The sequence below is a fragment of the Candidatus Hydrogenedentota bacterium genome (genome assembly GCA_013359265.1).
In the GTDB taxonomy this organism is placed as follows: domain Bacteria; phylum Hydrogenedentota; class Hydrogenedentia; order Hydrogenedentales; family SLHB01; genus JABWCD01.
In genome coordinates, this window is sequence record JABWCD010000008.1 from 91,464 (window position 1) to 107,025 (window position 15,562).

Sequence of the window (15,562 nt, forward strand, 5' to 3'; positions counted from 1 at the left end):
TTGAATCCAATTGACGCCCGCGCCATGGTATCCCGCGCGTCAACATTGCGGGGTTGCACGCAGAAAGCGAGCATTTCTATTTGTAAACGCTGCGAGGCATACTGACGCGCTGCATGGCGGGTGCTTTCCCTTGCGCCGCAAGACACGATGTTCGGAACTTTTCGATTGGCGCAGCGAATGTGACTTCGTACCGTATCCGATTGTATCGACGAGAAGGAGTCCCTGTGGCTGAAGTTACGACCAGCGCAGTTCACACCGAACGCGGCCGCGAACACGGAAGGCTTCGCGGAATTGTCGTGAACTGCACGCTCATGCTTGTTGCCTTCAGTGCGACCCTCGCCGCGGGCGAAGCCTATCTTCGCATTACGAACTTTCGAGCCGCCGATTATTCGCACAACGCGGCGATGTCTACGGTCTGGACCGAATCCGACCAACTGCTCGGGTACGTGCGCAAGCCCAACCTTGCATGGCACCGCAAGCCGTACCCGGACCGCTTCGCGCCGGCCGTCGCGTACAACACCGATGCCAACGGGTTCCGCAACCCGCCCGGTATCGAGTCGGCGGAGATCGCGTTCATCGGCGACTCATTCACCGAAGGCGCCACGATGCCGTTGGAGAAGACGTTTCCGAAGTTGGTCGAACAGAAGCTTGGCGTGCCCATCGTGAACCTGGGCCGGGGAGGCTACGGGCCTCCACAGGAACTCGCCGTGCTGTGGAAATACGCGCTGTCGTACGGGCCGAAAACAATCGTGTGGACCTTGTTCGAAGGCAACGACATTCGAGACGCGCAGATGTACTACAACGGCGGGTTCAAAACACTCACGCTGCCCGCGGCGACCAATTGGCTCCAAATGGGGACTTTCTGGTTTGACGACATCCAACTGCGCGAGTTGGCGCCCCCGCCGGACGGCGACGACTGGTATTACCGGGCGGCGCCTTTTTTGAATCTGCCGGATCGGTTTGCCGAACGTCACGCCATAGGGCAGGACCTGCTGCGGAACGGCGGTTTTGAGAAAGAGGTCCGGGAGAACCAGTGGCAAGCCGCGCCCGCGTTTCGCGGTGAGGTCCAGCGTGTGTCTCTGGGGAAGCGCGCGCGCAAGAACGCGTTCGCGTTACAGGTCCAGGCTCCCGCGTATGCAAACGTTAACATAGCGCAAACGGCCAAGAACTTGAAACCCGCGACAAGCTACCTGCTTACCGGAAGGATTCGCACGAAAGACGTCTTGGGCCCCGCACGGCTCGAGGTGCAACAGCGGACCCAAAATAAGCTTAAGTTAACTCGATTCACCCCCGGAGTTTCTGCGACGAGCGACTGGACAAATGTAAGCCTGGTGTTTACGACATCCGCGCAGACAGACGACGTTCGCATCGTCTTGCGCCGCCCAACGAATCCGCCCAAGCCGAAGCAAGGGATCGAACGCCTCAAACTTGCGCAACTCGTTGACGTGGCGTTGCACCAACGTGCGCAGTTGCGCGAACGGTTGGGCTTGACAGGAACGTTCGATTCCGCGGAGTTTGGCGTAACCGAGGTTGGGTTCGATTACAAATACGCTCCGCACATCGATGAATCGAGTCCACAAGGGTGGATGGTCACGTCCGAAATGCTGCGCCGGGGCCACGTGTTATGTCAGGCGAATGGGATTCGGCTGTTGGTGGTGTATCTCCCCATAGCGTTGCGCGTGCACGGTCCGTACTCGCGGTTCAGCGCGGACGCGTCATTGACGGATTATGTACCCGGCGGCGATTGGTACGCGGCTGACGAGTTCGCCCTGCGCGCCGGGGCGCTGTGCGCGGAGCTGGGAATTCCGTTCATCGACGCGACCGCTCCACTCCGGGATGGCGCGGCGCGGCGTGAGTTCGTCTACGCGCCGCGATACGATTCGCATCTCTACTACCGAGGGCACGAAATCGTTGCGAGTCTCATTGCCGGCGCTCTCGAAACGCGGCCACCCCGGTAGCAAATGGCATCGTTATGGGATATGCGATCTCTGGCATGCGCCGCGGCAACGCTTTGCCTCGTGATGACGGGTTGTTCTCGGCCTGATTCGGGTCCAACGCAACACAACGGGCCAGCAGTGTACGCCAGCCCCGAATCCCAAACTCTCTTGCGGTTGGCGCCACTCGTAATCGACGCACGGCGAAATAGCAGGGCCGAACCCATCGTAGTGAAGGACTCTTGGTTCAAGACCGAACGCTTCACGCAGCCTTCGGGACACTACTTTTCCCGAATCACCCACCGCATCGACCCTGCGATGGCAAACGACTACACCGAATGCCGGATCCGGATGAGTTCGCCCATTCCCGGACGCTTCACTTTCGTTTGGCAGAACGAGGTTGAACCCGGCATCGCGGAGAATCCCGGCGTCCCCTTCACGGTCGTGGGCGATGATGAGGTGCATGAATACGCGATTGCGCTGGTGGGGCAGGACGCCGCCGGTTGGGTGCCCCCAATTACGGCAGTCGGCGTGGTTGGACCGGGGAAAGAATTCAAGGTCGAATCGATAACGCTAACCAGTACACCACCCGATGGGCCAGAACGGATCACATTGGGCAACGTAACGATGGAATCGGTGGACCCAATCCCGGCGGTCTGGACCGTCGCTGTCAAGCCCGGCGCACAGTTTGAAGCCCATGTAGCCTTGCTTGATTCTGGGGCCGCGAAGTCCGACGGAGCGGTTTTTCGCGTTCGCGCGCGCGAGAATTCAGGAAATGCGATCACGTTTGCCGAAAAACCGATCGGCGCAAAGGAGAGGGGAAAGTGGCATGCGCTGCGCGCGCCATTGGAGCCTTACGCGGGCAAGACGATCGAGCTGTTGTTCGACGTAGACCCCAGGCGTTCCGCGCACGGTGATTACGCAGTGTGGGGGAATCCAATCGTTTTTGGAAGCGGCGAAACGGCGCGCACGCCAATCATTTTGATTTCGTGCGATACCATGCGCGCGGACCATCTCTCGTGTTACGGCTACGAACGCGAGACGTCGCCCAACCTTGACGCCTTCGCAATAGAAGCGGTCCTGTTCGAAAGCGCGATCACGCCGGAAACGTGGACGCTTACCGCGCACACGAGCATGTTGACCGGCCTGTACCCCGCGCGCCATCGCGTGAATGCGAGCACCAACCTCGCCGAATCCGTACAGACCTTGCCGGAAACTCTGGCTGATGCGGGGTACTTCACGGGCGGATTCACCGGTTATCGACTTTGGATGTCGCCGACGAGCGGAATCGCGCACGGATTTGACACGTATTCGACGCCAACGTTGGTCCGGGACATGGTCGAGACCAAGGGGTTGGTCCATGCGTGGCTCGATTCCCATACGGCCACCCCCTTTTTTCTCTTCTTCCACAACTACGATTTGCACAGCAAATACGGCCTGGATCAATGCGAGAACTGCGATCTGCCGTATTACCCCCCTCCCAACACGCCTCTGCATTTCGCGAAAGACGTGTTGGAACCGGAAACGCTGCGGGAGCGGTTCCGTCCAAGTCCGACCGACCATCTGATTGCTGCGTGTGGCAAGGAAGATGTGCTGTCACCCGAGGACATTGCCCACATGATCGCGATGTACGACGATTCGATTCGCGGCGTCGACGCGGGATTGGCCGAATGCTTCGCAAGACTCAAGGCTATGAATCGATATGACGACGCATTGATCATCGTTACCGCGGACCATGGCGAACAGTTTGGCGAACACAATCAGTTCGTCCACGAACACGTTTACGAGGGTGCGGCTCGAGTTCCGCTATTGATTAAGTTCCCAAACGGCGAATACGGCGGAAAGCGAATCCGCGAGATGGTTCAGCTCGTGGACTTGATGCCGACGATACTCGATGTTGCGGGTGTTGCGGCGCCCGCAAGCGACGGACAAAGCCTACTGCCGCTCATTAAGGGCGAAGGCCAGCCTGCGCCGTGGGCGTACATCCGGCGCCAAACGATCGTCGCCGTGCGGAACAACGACTGGAAATACCTGCAAAATATCGAGACCGGCGTTGCGGAGTTGTATCATCTCGCGAACGATCCCACGGAGAGCATCGACGTCTTGGATCAGAATCCCACCGAGCGGACGCGGTTGGCCGAACTCACCGAGCAATTCTTCGTCGAGAACCGCCAGGGTTGGCACATCGCGTTCATGCGCCCTGCGCGCAATTGGCACGGCTCTGTGATCGCGACAACCGGCGATTCGTTCGAGGCCGTAAAGCTGCTTCTCGGCGGTTCGGTCAGTCACAACGATCCCGTCAAATGGGACAAACACACCGCGACTGCAAATATGGGAGTGCTGGCTCGGGAGGAATTGCTGCTCCGCACGAGTGCACCGGACGAACGGGTCTCGCTGCGAATCTCCGCCACAAAACCGTTCATCGTGATGCTCGGCGACGCCAATCCCGTCAAAGGGAGAAAATTTGCGGCGAAACTCGACCCGGCGTCGCCGCCGGCGAAACCCCTGTTGCCCGCCGCCGTGGACAAACCAACTTTCTTCGTATGGCACGAAGCAGAACCGGCCACGGGTACGAAAGCGCCGGAGCTGACGCCCGAAGAAATCAAGGCGCTAAATGCATTGGGTTACAGCCGCGATATCCAATTTGAATCCAAAAAGCCCCCGACGGAGAATTGATGGTCCGTCAACGTGCCAGCGCCAGCCGCGGACGCAACTCGTATATCGCAACGTCCTCGTTGGAGTATACGATTTGCAGATCGGGATTGTGGCGGAAGTAGCGCGGGCGCTCGGTCCGCGCCGTCTTGGGCACGTAGATAAAGCGGGGCGCAATTTCGGCAATGAACTGTTTTGCCTTCCGGTTCGACAGGTCGCCCGACACAAGCCGGCCGAACCGTTTCCTCAGCGACTTTATATGCGGCGTCAGGGCCCAGTGACCGAGGGCTACCCGCGTTCCAGCATTGAATGAAATGCGCCCACCCATGACGTCGTTGGATAGGACAACGTCCGTTTCGCCCGCGTGCTTCTTGAGCCAATCCATCGCATCGAGATCGGTTTGACGCGCGTAATTGCGCGGTGTGGCGTGTCCGATGCGCGCGCTCCACAAGACAAACAGCGGGCTGCTGAGCGAGTTGACGACGACAAACACGCATAATGCGGAGACCCACATTCTGGGACGGTTGTTGAACCACCGCTCGCGCAGATAGGGCAATGCGCCAAGACCGACCAGTATCAGAGGAGCCATTACCGGTATGCCGATCTGGGGCGAGAACGACAGCGCATCCGATATGTGGGTGCTGTGATACAACGCGAGAATCGTCACCGCGAGCACCACGAGAAATCGAACAGCAGGGTCTGTAAGCGGAAGTCGTTTGTATTGGGTCAATCGATAGACGAATAGGATTCCGGCGACGCCGAGACCCAATGAGTGCCACGTTGCCGGCGTGGGCAGTTGCTTGCCCTGGATCGCCCACCACTTGAACACGGAATGGATGGAAAAGATGTAGTAGAAGTAGATAAGGAGCGGCAGGCACGCGAGCAGTGGCAACGTCCGCTTTAGGGTAACGCCAAGGGCCAGCGAACGATTTCGTACCGCATCGACGCCAATATACGCGGGAACCAGCGCGCAAATCGTGATGACGTCATAGGGGCGAACCAGACCTTGAACGACGCCGATTACGGCCGCGGCGGCGTACCACCGGGCCCTGCCCGTGCGTTCGCCCTGGATAAACGCCGCGACAAATAACAGGAACGTTCCGTGGGGCAAACTGTAATGGGGATTCTTGAGAATCTGCCCGAACGGGTGCACGGGAGTTATTAGATCCATCGCTGGGTTTTTCAGTCCAAGTGTGTCGCTGGTGTCTAGCAGTCCCTGATCGCCAAGTATCGCGATGACCCAGCCGAAGCCCCCGCCGAACGCGCACATCAAAAGCGCCATGACGCGTTGCGACGTGCGCGGCAAGACCTGCGCCGCCAGCAGCGCAAACCCCATGATTAAGGTCATCGCGCCCGCGAACCGCCAAAGCGTAAACGTGATCGTTGGCGTCCACCCGAACCAGGCCATGCACTTGCCCAACGCCAGCCATTGGAGATTCACAAAGACGCGATCGCATGATTCGGATGTCATGGCGTTGTTGAAGACCCAATGTCCGTCAGCGGCCTGCCATATGAACGAGTAGTAGCTAAAGATGTCCATCGCCAAGGACACCAGCCCTGCGGGAACATGTTTGGCGGGCGCGCTTGATTCAACGAGCCAGTAACTGGTCTGCGTGACGGCGAATACAGCCACTCCGATCAGCGCGGCGAACGCCATGAGCGCCCACCGCCGAATCCCGGTATTCGAGATGCTCAACTGTATCTCCTGTATGAAACGGCTAAACGTTGTCGATCGATTACTTCCGTCGAATGAGACCCGTATAGACGAAGTAGTTCCCAGCGAATGCGTTGCCTTGGCCGTGACGACAGGCCCCATTACATACGACGAATCTGGGCCAGTCGTGCGACGAAGCTCATGGCCGGCACGAACCATCCTCGCGGCCCCGGTGCTGATAGGTAACGGATCGGAGGATTGCAGCTAATTGGTTCGGGCGCGCCAGCGTTCGGATCGATTACAGTGGAATTGGCTTGGACACCACCTTACTGTCCGAAAGCCAAGTGATCGTAGTGTAACATATACGATATTATTGCGTTCGCAAGTGCGGAATGCGCCGCAAATTGCCACAATTGAACGTAAACGCAATTCGCCGGAATGGCGCGGAGCTACTGCATGCGGTTCGGTGTCTTGGTACTTGGTGTCGCGTTTTGTACGAGTTCGGCGATCGCTAACGAAGACTGGGCGGACTGGCGAGGCCCGACGGCAAACGGGCGAAGCGATGCGGCGCTTCCGCTCCACTGGTCGGAAACGGAAAATATCGTCTGGAAGACGGCCATCCATGATTTGGGCCATTCGACTCCCGTGGTGTGGGGCGGTCAAGTCTGGCTCACCACCGCGAAAGAAGACGGCACAGTACTCTATGCCGTCTGCATTGACGGTAAATCGGGGAACATCGTCCACGATATCGAAGTGTTCCGCGTGCAGGAGCCGCAGCGGATAAACCCCCACAATACTTACGCGTCGCCGTCGCCGGCGATCGAGGAAGGCCGTGTCTACGTCCATTACGGCTCCGCAGGCACGGCCGGCATCGACACGGCGTCCGGTGAAGTCCTGTGGCGGCGAACGGACTTGAACTGCGATCACATGCAGGGCCCGGCCTCTTCGCCGATCCTGTTCGAGGACCTCGTTATCGTTACCGTCGAGGGGACCGACAACCAATTCATGGCGGCGTTGAACAAGATGACGGGGGACACGGTGTGGCGGTACGACCGGCCGGCCGATCTGTACACGGACGCCATACAGGGCGTGTACAAAAAGTCGTATCAGACGCCGGTGATTGTCGACATAGATGGCGAACCGCAGTTGATCAGCAACGGCGCGTTGCTCGTAACCGGCCACGAACCGCGCACCGGAAAAGAAGTCTGGCGTGTGCGATACCGGGACGACAGCACGATCTCGCGCATCGTGTCCGGACACGGTTTGCTGTTCGTAAATACCGGTGGTTCTCCCGGCGCGACACAGTTGTTCGCGATTAAGCAGGGCGGGGCGGGAGACGTGACGGACACCCATGTCGTTTGGAGGATGCTCGAAGATGCGCCGCACGAATCGTCGCCCGTGCTTGTCGATGATTTGCTCTACACGATGAGCGAGGGCGCCACCTTGATTTGCACGGACGCAACGACGGGCGAGCAGGTGTGGTCGCAGCGGTCGAGTGGCGACTATTGGGCGTCGCTGTTGGCCACAAACGATCGCGTCTATATACCGGGGAGAAAAGGCGCGACCACCGTCATCGCGACCGGCCGCGAGTACCGCGAACTGGCAGTCAATCGGCTTGACGGCGACCTGTGGGCCTCGCCCGCGGTCATCGGCAACGCCCTGCTGCTCCGCACGAAGACACACCTGTATCGCATTGAGGAGTGACCCGCCTTTTGCATTCGCCGCCACGGTAGGATTACAACTGCCGTGGGAGGGAAACCTGTCATGAAAACCGCATTGTCTGCAGTTCTTGCAAGCGCGTTGGCATTGGGGGCAATGGCCGACGACGCCACGTACAAACCGAATTGGGAGTCGCTCGATACCCGGCCCACGCCGCAATGGTTCCTCGACGCCAAGTTCGGCATCTTCATCCACTGGGGCGTGTACAGCGTCCCGTCGTGGGGGCCGAAGGAAAAGTACGCCGAGTGGTATTGGCACGACATGAACAACCGTGAGGGCGAGACGTGGAAGTTTCATGTGAACACGTACGGCGAAGATTTCCAGTATCAGGACTTCGCGCCGAAATTCACGGCGGAGTTGTTCAATCCCGACGAATGGGCGGACATCTTCCGGCGATCGAACGCGAAGTACGTTGTGCTCACCTCGAAGCATCACGAAGGGTTCGCGCTTTGGCCAAGCGCGGAGAGCTGGAATTGGAACGCCGTGGACGTGGGCCCGCACCGCGACCTCGCGGGGGACCTGATCGCGGCGGTGCGCGCAAGGGGCCTTCGCATGGGCTATTACTACTCGATCTACGAGTGGTACAACCCGCTTTACAAGAGCGACGTGACTAAGTTCGTCGACCAACACATGCTGCCGCAGTTGAAAGACCTCGTGCAGCGGTACAAGCCGGACATCGTGTGGCCGGACGGTGAGTGGGACCACCCGAGCGCAACGTGGAAGAGCGAAGAGTTCCTCGCGTGGCTTTATAACGAATCGAACGCACCGAAAGACGTTGTCGTGAACGACCGTTGGGGCAAGGACACGCGCAACGTGCACGGTGGGTTCGCGACGCCGGAGTACGGGCACATTCCGAAAGGCCGCCTGACGGACGCGGGCCTCTTCGAGGAATGCCAGGGCATGGGCCGGTCGTTCGGTTACAACCGGAACGAGAACGCCGACAATTACCGAAGCACAACCGAACTGCTCGCGCTGCTGATCGAGTGCGTGAGCCGGGGCGGAAACCTGCTGCTCGATATCGGTCCGACGGCGGACGGACGCATACCCGTGATCATGCAACAGCGCCTGCTCGATATGGGCAAGTGGCTCGACGTAAACGGAGAGGCCATCTTCGGCACGCGGGCGTGGCGCGCGCAGTCCGACGGGGACCTTGTGCGCTACACCGCGAAGGACGGCGCGGTCTACGCGATCTGCCTGAAGTGGCCGGGTGAATCGCTCGTGCTGGGCGAACCGAAGCCGGGCGCGAACGCGAGCGTGTCGATGTTGGGCTGGGACGGGCCGGTTGCGTGCGCGAATGAAGACGGCAAACTCGTCATCAAGGTGCCGCAACTTACGCCCGATAAAGTGCCATGCCAACACGCATACGTGTTCAAACTAACCGGCGTGGAGTAGCGCGCGCTCGAACACGCGCTCGAGCGACTCCGCAAACTGCGTAGGCGAGTGGTGCTCGTCGACGGCTTGCCGCGCGGCCACGCCGAGTCGCAGGCGCAGCGGCGCGTCGCGCATGAGCCGGACAACTGCGGATGCAAAGGCGTCCTCGTCGTTATCGTCGACGATTAGGCCGGTGCGCTCGTGTTCGAGCGGGTGTGCCGCGCCGCGGCACGCGACAATCGCCTTGCCTGCGGCCATCGCATTCAGCAGCTTGATCGGGTAGCCCGACCACGATACGCGCGGGCATGCGACGACAACGTCCCGTTGCAGCACATCGCGCAGCGCCGCGAAGTCGGGCGTGTGCAACACCTCCGCACCGTCGAACGCGACACGCTCGCGCGTCGCGAGAATGAGCCGCGCGTCGGGGACCTGTACGCGCACGCGTTCGACAATATGTTTGAGAAAGACGACGTTCTGGTAGGCGTCCAGGTTTCCGGCGTAAACGACCGGCGGAATCGCGTCAGCCACCGCGGGCGCGCCAAACCATTCCGTCGACGCTGGCGGCGCAATCACCGAGACCTTGCCCGGCCCGCACCCGCACGCAACGAGGTAGTGCGCCAGCGCCGGGTGTGGCACAACAATTTGCGCTGCGCGCCTCGGGAATGTCGCGTCGAGCCATTTTCCAACCGGCTTCCCCGCAATGCCGAATCCCGAGTAGTGCGGCAATTCGTCGGCCATCGCGTTGTGCGCCTGGTACACAATGGGGCGCACGCGCGCGGCGAGCGCGACCAACAACCCCTCGTAGTTGTGCGCCTGCACGACTTCGATCCGTTCCGAGCGCACGACGCGGCGCAAGGTGGCGACCAGCGCGAGATCGAGCAGCGGTTTGGCCAGCGTGGGGCCCGCTTTCGTGTGGTGGCCGCCTGCGACGTGCGCTGACCGATGGATGCGCAATCCGCTTTCGTCGACGCCATCGCCGTAGCCATACACGACGAGATGCACGTCGTGCCCGCGATCGTGCAGCGCCAGCGCGGTGTCGCGAAGAAACACCTGCGATCCCTGCGGCACCGGATAGGGACACGCGCCCACGATCGCGACACGCAAGCTCATTTCTCGATGACTACTTCGTCGCGCACCTTTCCGCCGAAATCGATGCAACGATAGACCAGTTTGTCCGGATTCGTCGTAATACCGATCGTCTGGTACGTCGAGACCTTCTCGAACGCGACCTCCGCATAGTCGTGCTGTTCCTGCTCGTAGTACTTCGTTCCGGATACGGAAACGACGTAGTACGTGCCGTCTTTCGCGGACGCGACGCGCCTGCCGTTGTTGAGCGGGTATGTGCGCAGGTAGGCGTGATCGTGTCCCTGTAGGGCCATGTCGACATGATACTTGTCGAACAACGCAGCCCACTTTTGCCGCACGTAGGAATTGTCACGGTTCGGCGCGGACGAATAGGCGGGGTGATGGTATACGGCGAACTTCCATACCGCCTTCGATTTCGCGAGTTGATCCTCGAGCCACGGTGTCTGATCCGAAAGATTGTCGTTGGAATCGAGTATCACGAACAACGCATTGGCGTACTCGAAACTGTATGCGCGTTCCGCCAGACCGTCCGGCCCATTCGTCCCGAGTGCGAACGATTCAAGGTACAGGTACGGACTCGCCTTCTTGTCGTAGTCGTGGTTGCCCAGCACAGGAACGACGGGGCGCGCGTTAAAGACGCCGCGCCCGCCCTCGAAGAAGCGGTCCCACTCATTGCGCCAACTTCCGCTGTTCACGAGGTCCCCGGCGATAACGTGAAACGCCGCGCTCGAATGGTTCTCCTGCGCCTTGTGAATCAGTTTGCCCCACTCCTCGAGGCCAAGCTGCGGGTCGCCCTGATAGATGAACGAGAAGTTTGCCGGGCCATCGGGCGCGGTGGTGAACGAGTTCCACTCGCTCCACGTGCCCGCTGCCGCGCTGCCGACGCGATACTCGTATTCCGTCGCGGGCGATAACTCTTCGAGCACTGCCGTGAAGCGATGAACCACCGGGTCGTTTTTCAGCATTTTGTCTTCGACCGCGGTATGCGACGCCTTGGCAGCCTTGACTTCCTCCGATCCGGAGCCTTTGCGGCGCCACTCGACGCTGCCGTCGCCTATGGCGGTGCTCGTGCGCCACTGGACGGTCTGGGTCGTGCGCGGGTCGGCGCTCCACGTCAGGGCGATCTGATCGGGCGCGTCCGCCGCGGGAAACGGCGTCGTGCGGACCAGGTGGGTATCGATATACCAATCGTCGTAGTAATCCTTCGCCTCGCGGAACCCGATAATCCCTCCTGCGAGAAGCACGAGGACCAGGATAGTTGCCGCGAGATACTTCAATGCCCGTTTCATGGTACTGCTGATTCCTATCGTAAACGTCGCAAAACGCCGGTCCGCTTCGGCTAATCGTTTCCGCCCTACTCAAAATACCCCAAATCGCGCAGCCGCTGCTCGATCTGGCGCTCGTGTTCTGGTGCGTAACCGCGCGCGGCGGGCGCGGCAAACGCGATGGCGCGGTCCGTTTCAACATACTCGCCCAACAAACTCGTTCCATCCATACGCGGGCCGGGCACACCCAATTCCGCCAACGCCGTCGGCGCGATATCTTGCAGGCACGCCGCCCCGCAGGTCGAGGGCTTCGACAGAAACAACACGCCGGTGGACCGATGGTTTCCGGTCATGCCGCGTTCTTTGCCGCCGAGGTATTCCTCCGGCCGCAATCGCCGGAACGCGGGGCCGCCGCGGCTGCGCACGCACGAATGCGAGTAGCCGTTCTCGAGTGCAAGCTCGAGGACGATGTCAGGCGCGTGATCGACGTACGGGCCGTCGTACAGCTCCTCCCGCCTGCGCGCGCGCGCAACGACGTCCCACGTTTCAAGTTCGGCGCACAGCGCGTCGCAGAACGCATCATACTCCGAACGGCGCACCTGCCCGTTCGGTTGACGGCCTTCGAGGTTCACCCGGATGCACGGAAAATAGTTGAGCTCGTCCGACCACGCGCGCGTACGGGAGAAATCGATGCCCGCAAACCGCGAATGACTTTCCGCGCGCGTTGCTAGGCCCCGAAATGCACGGAACAAGGCGCCGCGCGCGCGTTGCGGCGTGAACGCGAGCGCGGCGCGTTTCATCACGCTTTCGCGCGCCGGCGCAAACGCGAGGTGGCCGTGTTCCGCGAGCCAATTGTTGATATGGACGACGCCGGTGCCGGAACCGCCAAACCCGTGGTCCGAACAAACGCCGATTGTCACATCATCGCCCGCCGCGTCTATCAGCCGCGCAACGGACCGGTCCAACCGCTCGTATACATCGCCGATAGCGCTCTCGAATCCCGGACGATGCCGCGGCGACTTTGCGTCATGGAAGAGCCAAAAGTGGTGCGACACCGTGTCCGATTCCCCGAACACAACCATGAAGAAGTCCCACGGTTCGCTCGAAAGCAGATTAATCGCTACGTTCGTCTTGTCTTCGATCTTTGCGCGCAGCCGCTCGAGCGCCATCGCGTGCCAGCCGTCGCTGATGTCGTGTTCCTGGAAATCGGCAAAGCGCCACGCGCACACGCGGTCGTACAGTTCGGGCGGATACACGAAGCTGCGATCGATGGCCGTCGCAACCGGCGAATCGAACCCTGACACCATCACGCCGTTTATCGATTCGGGCGGATACGTGCCGGGAACGCCCAGCACGCACACGCGCCTGCCCGCTTCCGATAACACGTTCCAAATCGCCGGCGCGCGGCGATGCGTGCTGTTGAGGAAGCGGATCGCGTACTCGCCCGGCACCTGCTCCGTGAAATCAAAGATGCCGTGTTTGCCCGGGTTGACGCCGGTGACGCACGTGCACCACGCCGGAAACGTCACCGGCGGATCGACGCTGCGGCACGGCATATAGCAGCCGCGCCCGCGCAGCGACGCGAGCGCGGGCAAGCGCCCTTCGTCCATCCAACGCTCGCACAGCGACGGCTCGGCGCCGTCCAAACCAATGAGGAGAAATCGCGCCATTCGGCTATTGTAACGAATACGGCGCATTGGCATGTCCGGGCTGGAACGACGATTCCTGCCTATTGAATTGCAGCAATATGTCGTGCAAGAGTTTCATCAAATGACCTCCTATCGACAGCACTCGCTTGCGGTCTCGTGCCTTGTATTGGCGCTTTTGTCCGGTTGCGCGACGGTCTCGCGCGAGCGTCTGGTGCGGCATGCTGGCGAATCGTGCGTGTTTGCCGGCGAAGAACCCGCGCGCCTCGCGGCCGTACCGGAACGCCGTTTGCCGATCAGCGTGCGCAGCACGTACGCCAAGGGGCCCGAGACAATCGAGTACGTCGAGGGCCGCGACTATGTGATCGATTACGCCGCGGGCGCCATTCGCCGCACGTCCACATCGCGCATTCCCGACTTTCGCAACAACATGCTCTATGGCCAGGAGGACTTTGACCACAACAACTTTCCCGGTTTCGGCAACACCGCCTACTTCGCGTTCGTGGACTATTCGCCCTCGACTTCCATGCCGTGGCCGAAACAGGACATGCAGTTCAGCTTGCTTCGCGGTACCCGCGCGAAGTTGCAGCGCGGCGGCGACGTGAAGATCGTCGCGTTCGGCGACAGCATTACGGCGGGCGGCGATGCGACGAAGCCGGAACTCATCTTCTGGCAGCGCTGGGCCAGCGCGTTGCACGGCAAGTATCCCGCGGCGCGCATCGCAACGGTCAACGGCGCGACCGGCGGCGACACGACCGTACAAGGGCTGGCGCGGCTGAAGGAAAAGGTACTCGATGCGCAGCCCGATCTGGTCTTCATCGGCTTTGGCATGAACGATCACAACGTCAACAGCGTGCCGGTCGATCGATTCGCGCTGAACCTTACCCGGATGATCGGCGACATTCGTGCCGAGACCAACGCGGAGATCGTGCTGTTCTCCGCGTTTCCCCCGAACCCGAAATGGAAATTCGGCACGCACCGCATGGAACTCTACGCGGAGGCAACGCGTAACGTTGCGAAGGAATCGCTGTGCGCGTATGCAGACGTATTCTCCAACTGGCAGGCGATTAACGCGCGCAAAAAGCCCGAGGACGTGCTGGGTAACAACATCAACCATCCGAACGACTACGGCCATTGGATTTACTTCCAGGTGCTCAACGCGATGGGGCTGTAATGGCGCGCGGCTTCAGTCGTCTGCCCTGCCCGGGCGATCGATCTGGTCCGTTGGAAGGCCAAAGAATTTGAGCGCGCGTTTCACTCCGGCGAAGGCGGGCTTCATCGCGGGGTGATACGCGGCAAGAAAAATGGCGTTGAGAAATGCATTCGCCACGCGCGTTGGTAGCGGGCAGTCCGCAAGTGAAGTTTCGCCGTAGCCGCGTTCGCGCAGCGCGCCGCCCATCATCGAGTTCATAATCCATCGTTGTTTCGGTGTCGCGGTTCGTTTCCACGCCTGAATGCGCGCTGGGTCCAGTTCGGCGGCCGCTTTCGCTTTCCACTCGGACTCCCACTCGGGAACGGTGCGTTGCGCGTCCGCGGGACGCAGTTGGGCAGGTTCGAATTTCACGCCGATGAAATCGCAGACGCTGCGCAGCGTATCGTCCGGGTGCGCTAGCAGGGCCTCGTAGCGCACCTCGAAAATCCGCGCGGGGTGCGCGCGCTGGGATCGCGCCATGCGTTTCACACACCACCGCCACGTCCGCGCGTGACGGCGAAGATTGGAATGCGTCCACGGCGCGCGCAAGAGGGACAACACCGCGTCTCGCCCATCGCGCAGAATGTGAATCACTTTCGCGTCCGGGTACCACTCGAGAATTTGCGAGACCTTTGTCATGTGCGCGGGGGTCTTCTCGACCACAATCGGCGCACGATGCCGTCCGGCATACACCGCAAGCGCATGCGAAAACAGGTCCCGCCATGAACACGTTCGCCGCTCCACCAGATTCGCAAAGTCCTCGGATGTCAGACCGAGGTCGCGCACACGCGCGGAACCTAGAAACGACGACACCAATACGGCGGCGTCGCGCGCAGTGTCCGGCCGCGCGCCACGCGGAAGCACCTCGTCGAAGAAATGCGTCTCGGGCGTCGCGGCCATCTGCGAATGACGGTCGAGCAGGGTCGCCAGCAGCGTCGTGCCCGACCGGGCAAACCCCACGACGAAAACAATCTGGACCTGTTGTGGCATCGCGTGAGCGTACACGGTGGAAAAATCGGAATGCGAGTCGCGCACGGTCCGCG

The 15,562-nt window shown here is 60.8% G+C and carries 10 protein-coding genes; 5 read left to right on the forward strand and 5 right to left on the reverse strand.

The genetic code is table 11. The features are described from left to right. Nucleotides 1-224 precede the first annotated feature (224 nt). Together HUU46_09475 and HUU46_09480 are read left to right on the forward strand one after the other, a co-directional pair. Nucleotides 225-1,958 (forward strand): hypothetical protein, encoded by a 1,734-nt coding sequence (locus tag HUU46_09475; GenBank protein ID NUM53859.1) that lies wholly within the window; start codon nt 225-227, stop codon nt 1,956-1,958. A gap of 207 nt (nt 1,959-2,165) precedes the next feature. After that, nucleotides 2,166-4,610 carry a sulfatase gene (locus tag HUU46_09480; protein ID NUM53860.1) on the forward strand — a complete coding sequence of 815 codons (2,445 nt, stop codon included), beginning with the start codon at nt 2,166-2,168 and terminating at the stop codon, nt 4,608-4,610. Between the two features lie 7 nt (nt 4,611-4,617). Here the strand turns inward: HUU46_09480 and HUU46_09485 are convergent, their stop codons facing one another. Then, nucleotides 4,618-6,282 carry a hypothetical protein gene (locus tag HUU46_09485; protein NUM53861.1) on the reverse strand — a complete coding sequence of 555 codons (1,665 nt, stop codon included), beginning with the start codon at nt 6,280-6,282 and terminating at the stop codon, nt 4,618-4,620. 414 nt (nt 6,283-6,696) lie between these two features. Here HUU46_09485 and HUU46_09490 point away from each other — a divergent pair, with 414 nt between their 5' ends. Both HUU46_09490 and HUU46_09495 read left to right on the forward strand, forming a co-directional pair. Next, the gene (locus HUU46_09490; GenBank protein NUM53862.1) at nt 6,697-7,944 is read left to right on the forward strand and encodes a PQQ-like beta-propeller repeat protein; all 1,248 of its coding nucleotides are present in this window, start codon (nt 6,697-6,699) and stop codon (nt 7,942-7,944) included. Between the two features lie 60 nt (nt 7,945-8,004). Continuing rightward, entirely contained in the window at nt 8,005-9,351 is a 1,347-nt protein-coding gene (locus HUU46_09495; protein NUM53863.1) for an alpha-L-fucosidase, read from the forward strand. Here HUU46_09495 and HUU46_09500 read toward each other — a convergent pair. The 3 genes from HUU46_09500 to HUU46_09510 form a co-directional block, all read right to left on the reverse strand. Beyond that, nucleotides 9,334-10,440: a glycosyltransferase family 4 protein gene (locus HUU46_09500; protein NUM53864.1), complete on the reverse strand. Its 1,107-nt coding sequence runs from the start codon at nt 10,438-10,440 to the stop codon at nt 9,334-9,336. The two genes, HUU46_09495 and HUU46_09500, sit on opposite strands and share 18 nt — an antisense overlap. Next, entirely contained in the window at nt 10,437-11,705 is a 1,269-nt protein-coding gene (locus HUU46_09505) for a metallophosphoesterase family protein (protein ID NUM53865.1), read from the reverse strand. Before HUU46_09505 ends, HUU46_09500 begins: the two co-directional genes overlap by 4 nt. Nucleotides 11,706-11,770: 65 nt before the next feature. Next, nucleotides 11,771-13,351 carry an alkaline phosphatase family protein gene (locus tag HUU46_09510; protein ID NUM53866.1) on the reverse strand — a complete coding sequence of 527 codons (1,581 nt, stop codon included), beginning with the start codon at nt 13,349-13,351 and terminating at the stop codon, nt 11,771-11,773. Between the two features lie 100 nt (nt 13,352-13,451). On the opposite strand from HUU46_09510, the gene HUU46_09515 reads away from it, so the two are divergent. Beyond that, on the forward strand, nt 13,452-14,501 hold the full coding sequence (locus tag HUU46_09515) for a hypothetical protein (protein ID NUM53867.1): 1,050 nt from the start codon (nt 13,452-13,454) through the stop codon (nt 14,499-14,501). Between the two features lie 12 nt (nt 14,502-14,513). Here the strand turns inward: HUU46_09515 and HUU46_09520 are convergent, their stop codons facing one another. Beyond that, on the reverse strand, nt 14,514-15,509 hold the full coding sequence (locus tag HUU46_09520; GenBank protein ID NUM53868.1) for a sulfotransferase: 996 nt from the start codon (nt 15,507-15,509) through the stop codon (nt 14,514-14,516). Between the last annotated feature and the right edge of the window lie 53 nt (nt 15,510-15,562).

Excerpts from the sequence above, each read along its gene's own strand:
- HUU46_09490 (NUM53862.1), top strand. The coding sequence starts at position 6,697 with ATGCGGTTCGGTGTCTTGGTACTTGGTGTCGCGTTTTGTACGAGTTCG.
- HUU46_09495 (NUM53863.1), top strand. The coding sequence starts at position 8,005 with ATGAAAACCGCATTGTCTGCAGTTCTTGCAAGCGCGTTGGCATTGGGG.
- HUU46_09500 (NUM53864.1), bottom strand. The coding sequence starts at position 10,440 with ATGAGCTTGCGTGTCGCGATCGTGGGCGCGTGTCCCTATCCGGTGCCG.
- HUU46_09505 (NUM53865.1), bottom strand. The coding sequence starts at position 11,705 with ATGAAACGGGCATTGAAGTATCTCGCGGCAACTATCCTGGTCCTCGTG.
- HUU46_09510 (NUM53866.1), bottom strand. The coding sequence starts at position 13,351 with ATGGCGCGATTTCTCCTCATTGGTTTGGACGGCGCCGAGCCGTCGCTG.
- HUU46_09515 (NUM53867.1), top strand. The coding sequence starts at position 13,452 with ATGACCTCCTATCGACAGCACTCGCTTGCGGTCTCGTGCCTTGTATTG.
- HUU46_09520 (NUM53868.1), bottom strand. The coding sequence starts at position 15,509 with ATGCCACAACAGGTCCAGATTGTTTTCGTCGTGGGGTTTGCCCGGTCG.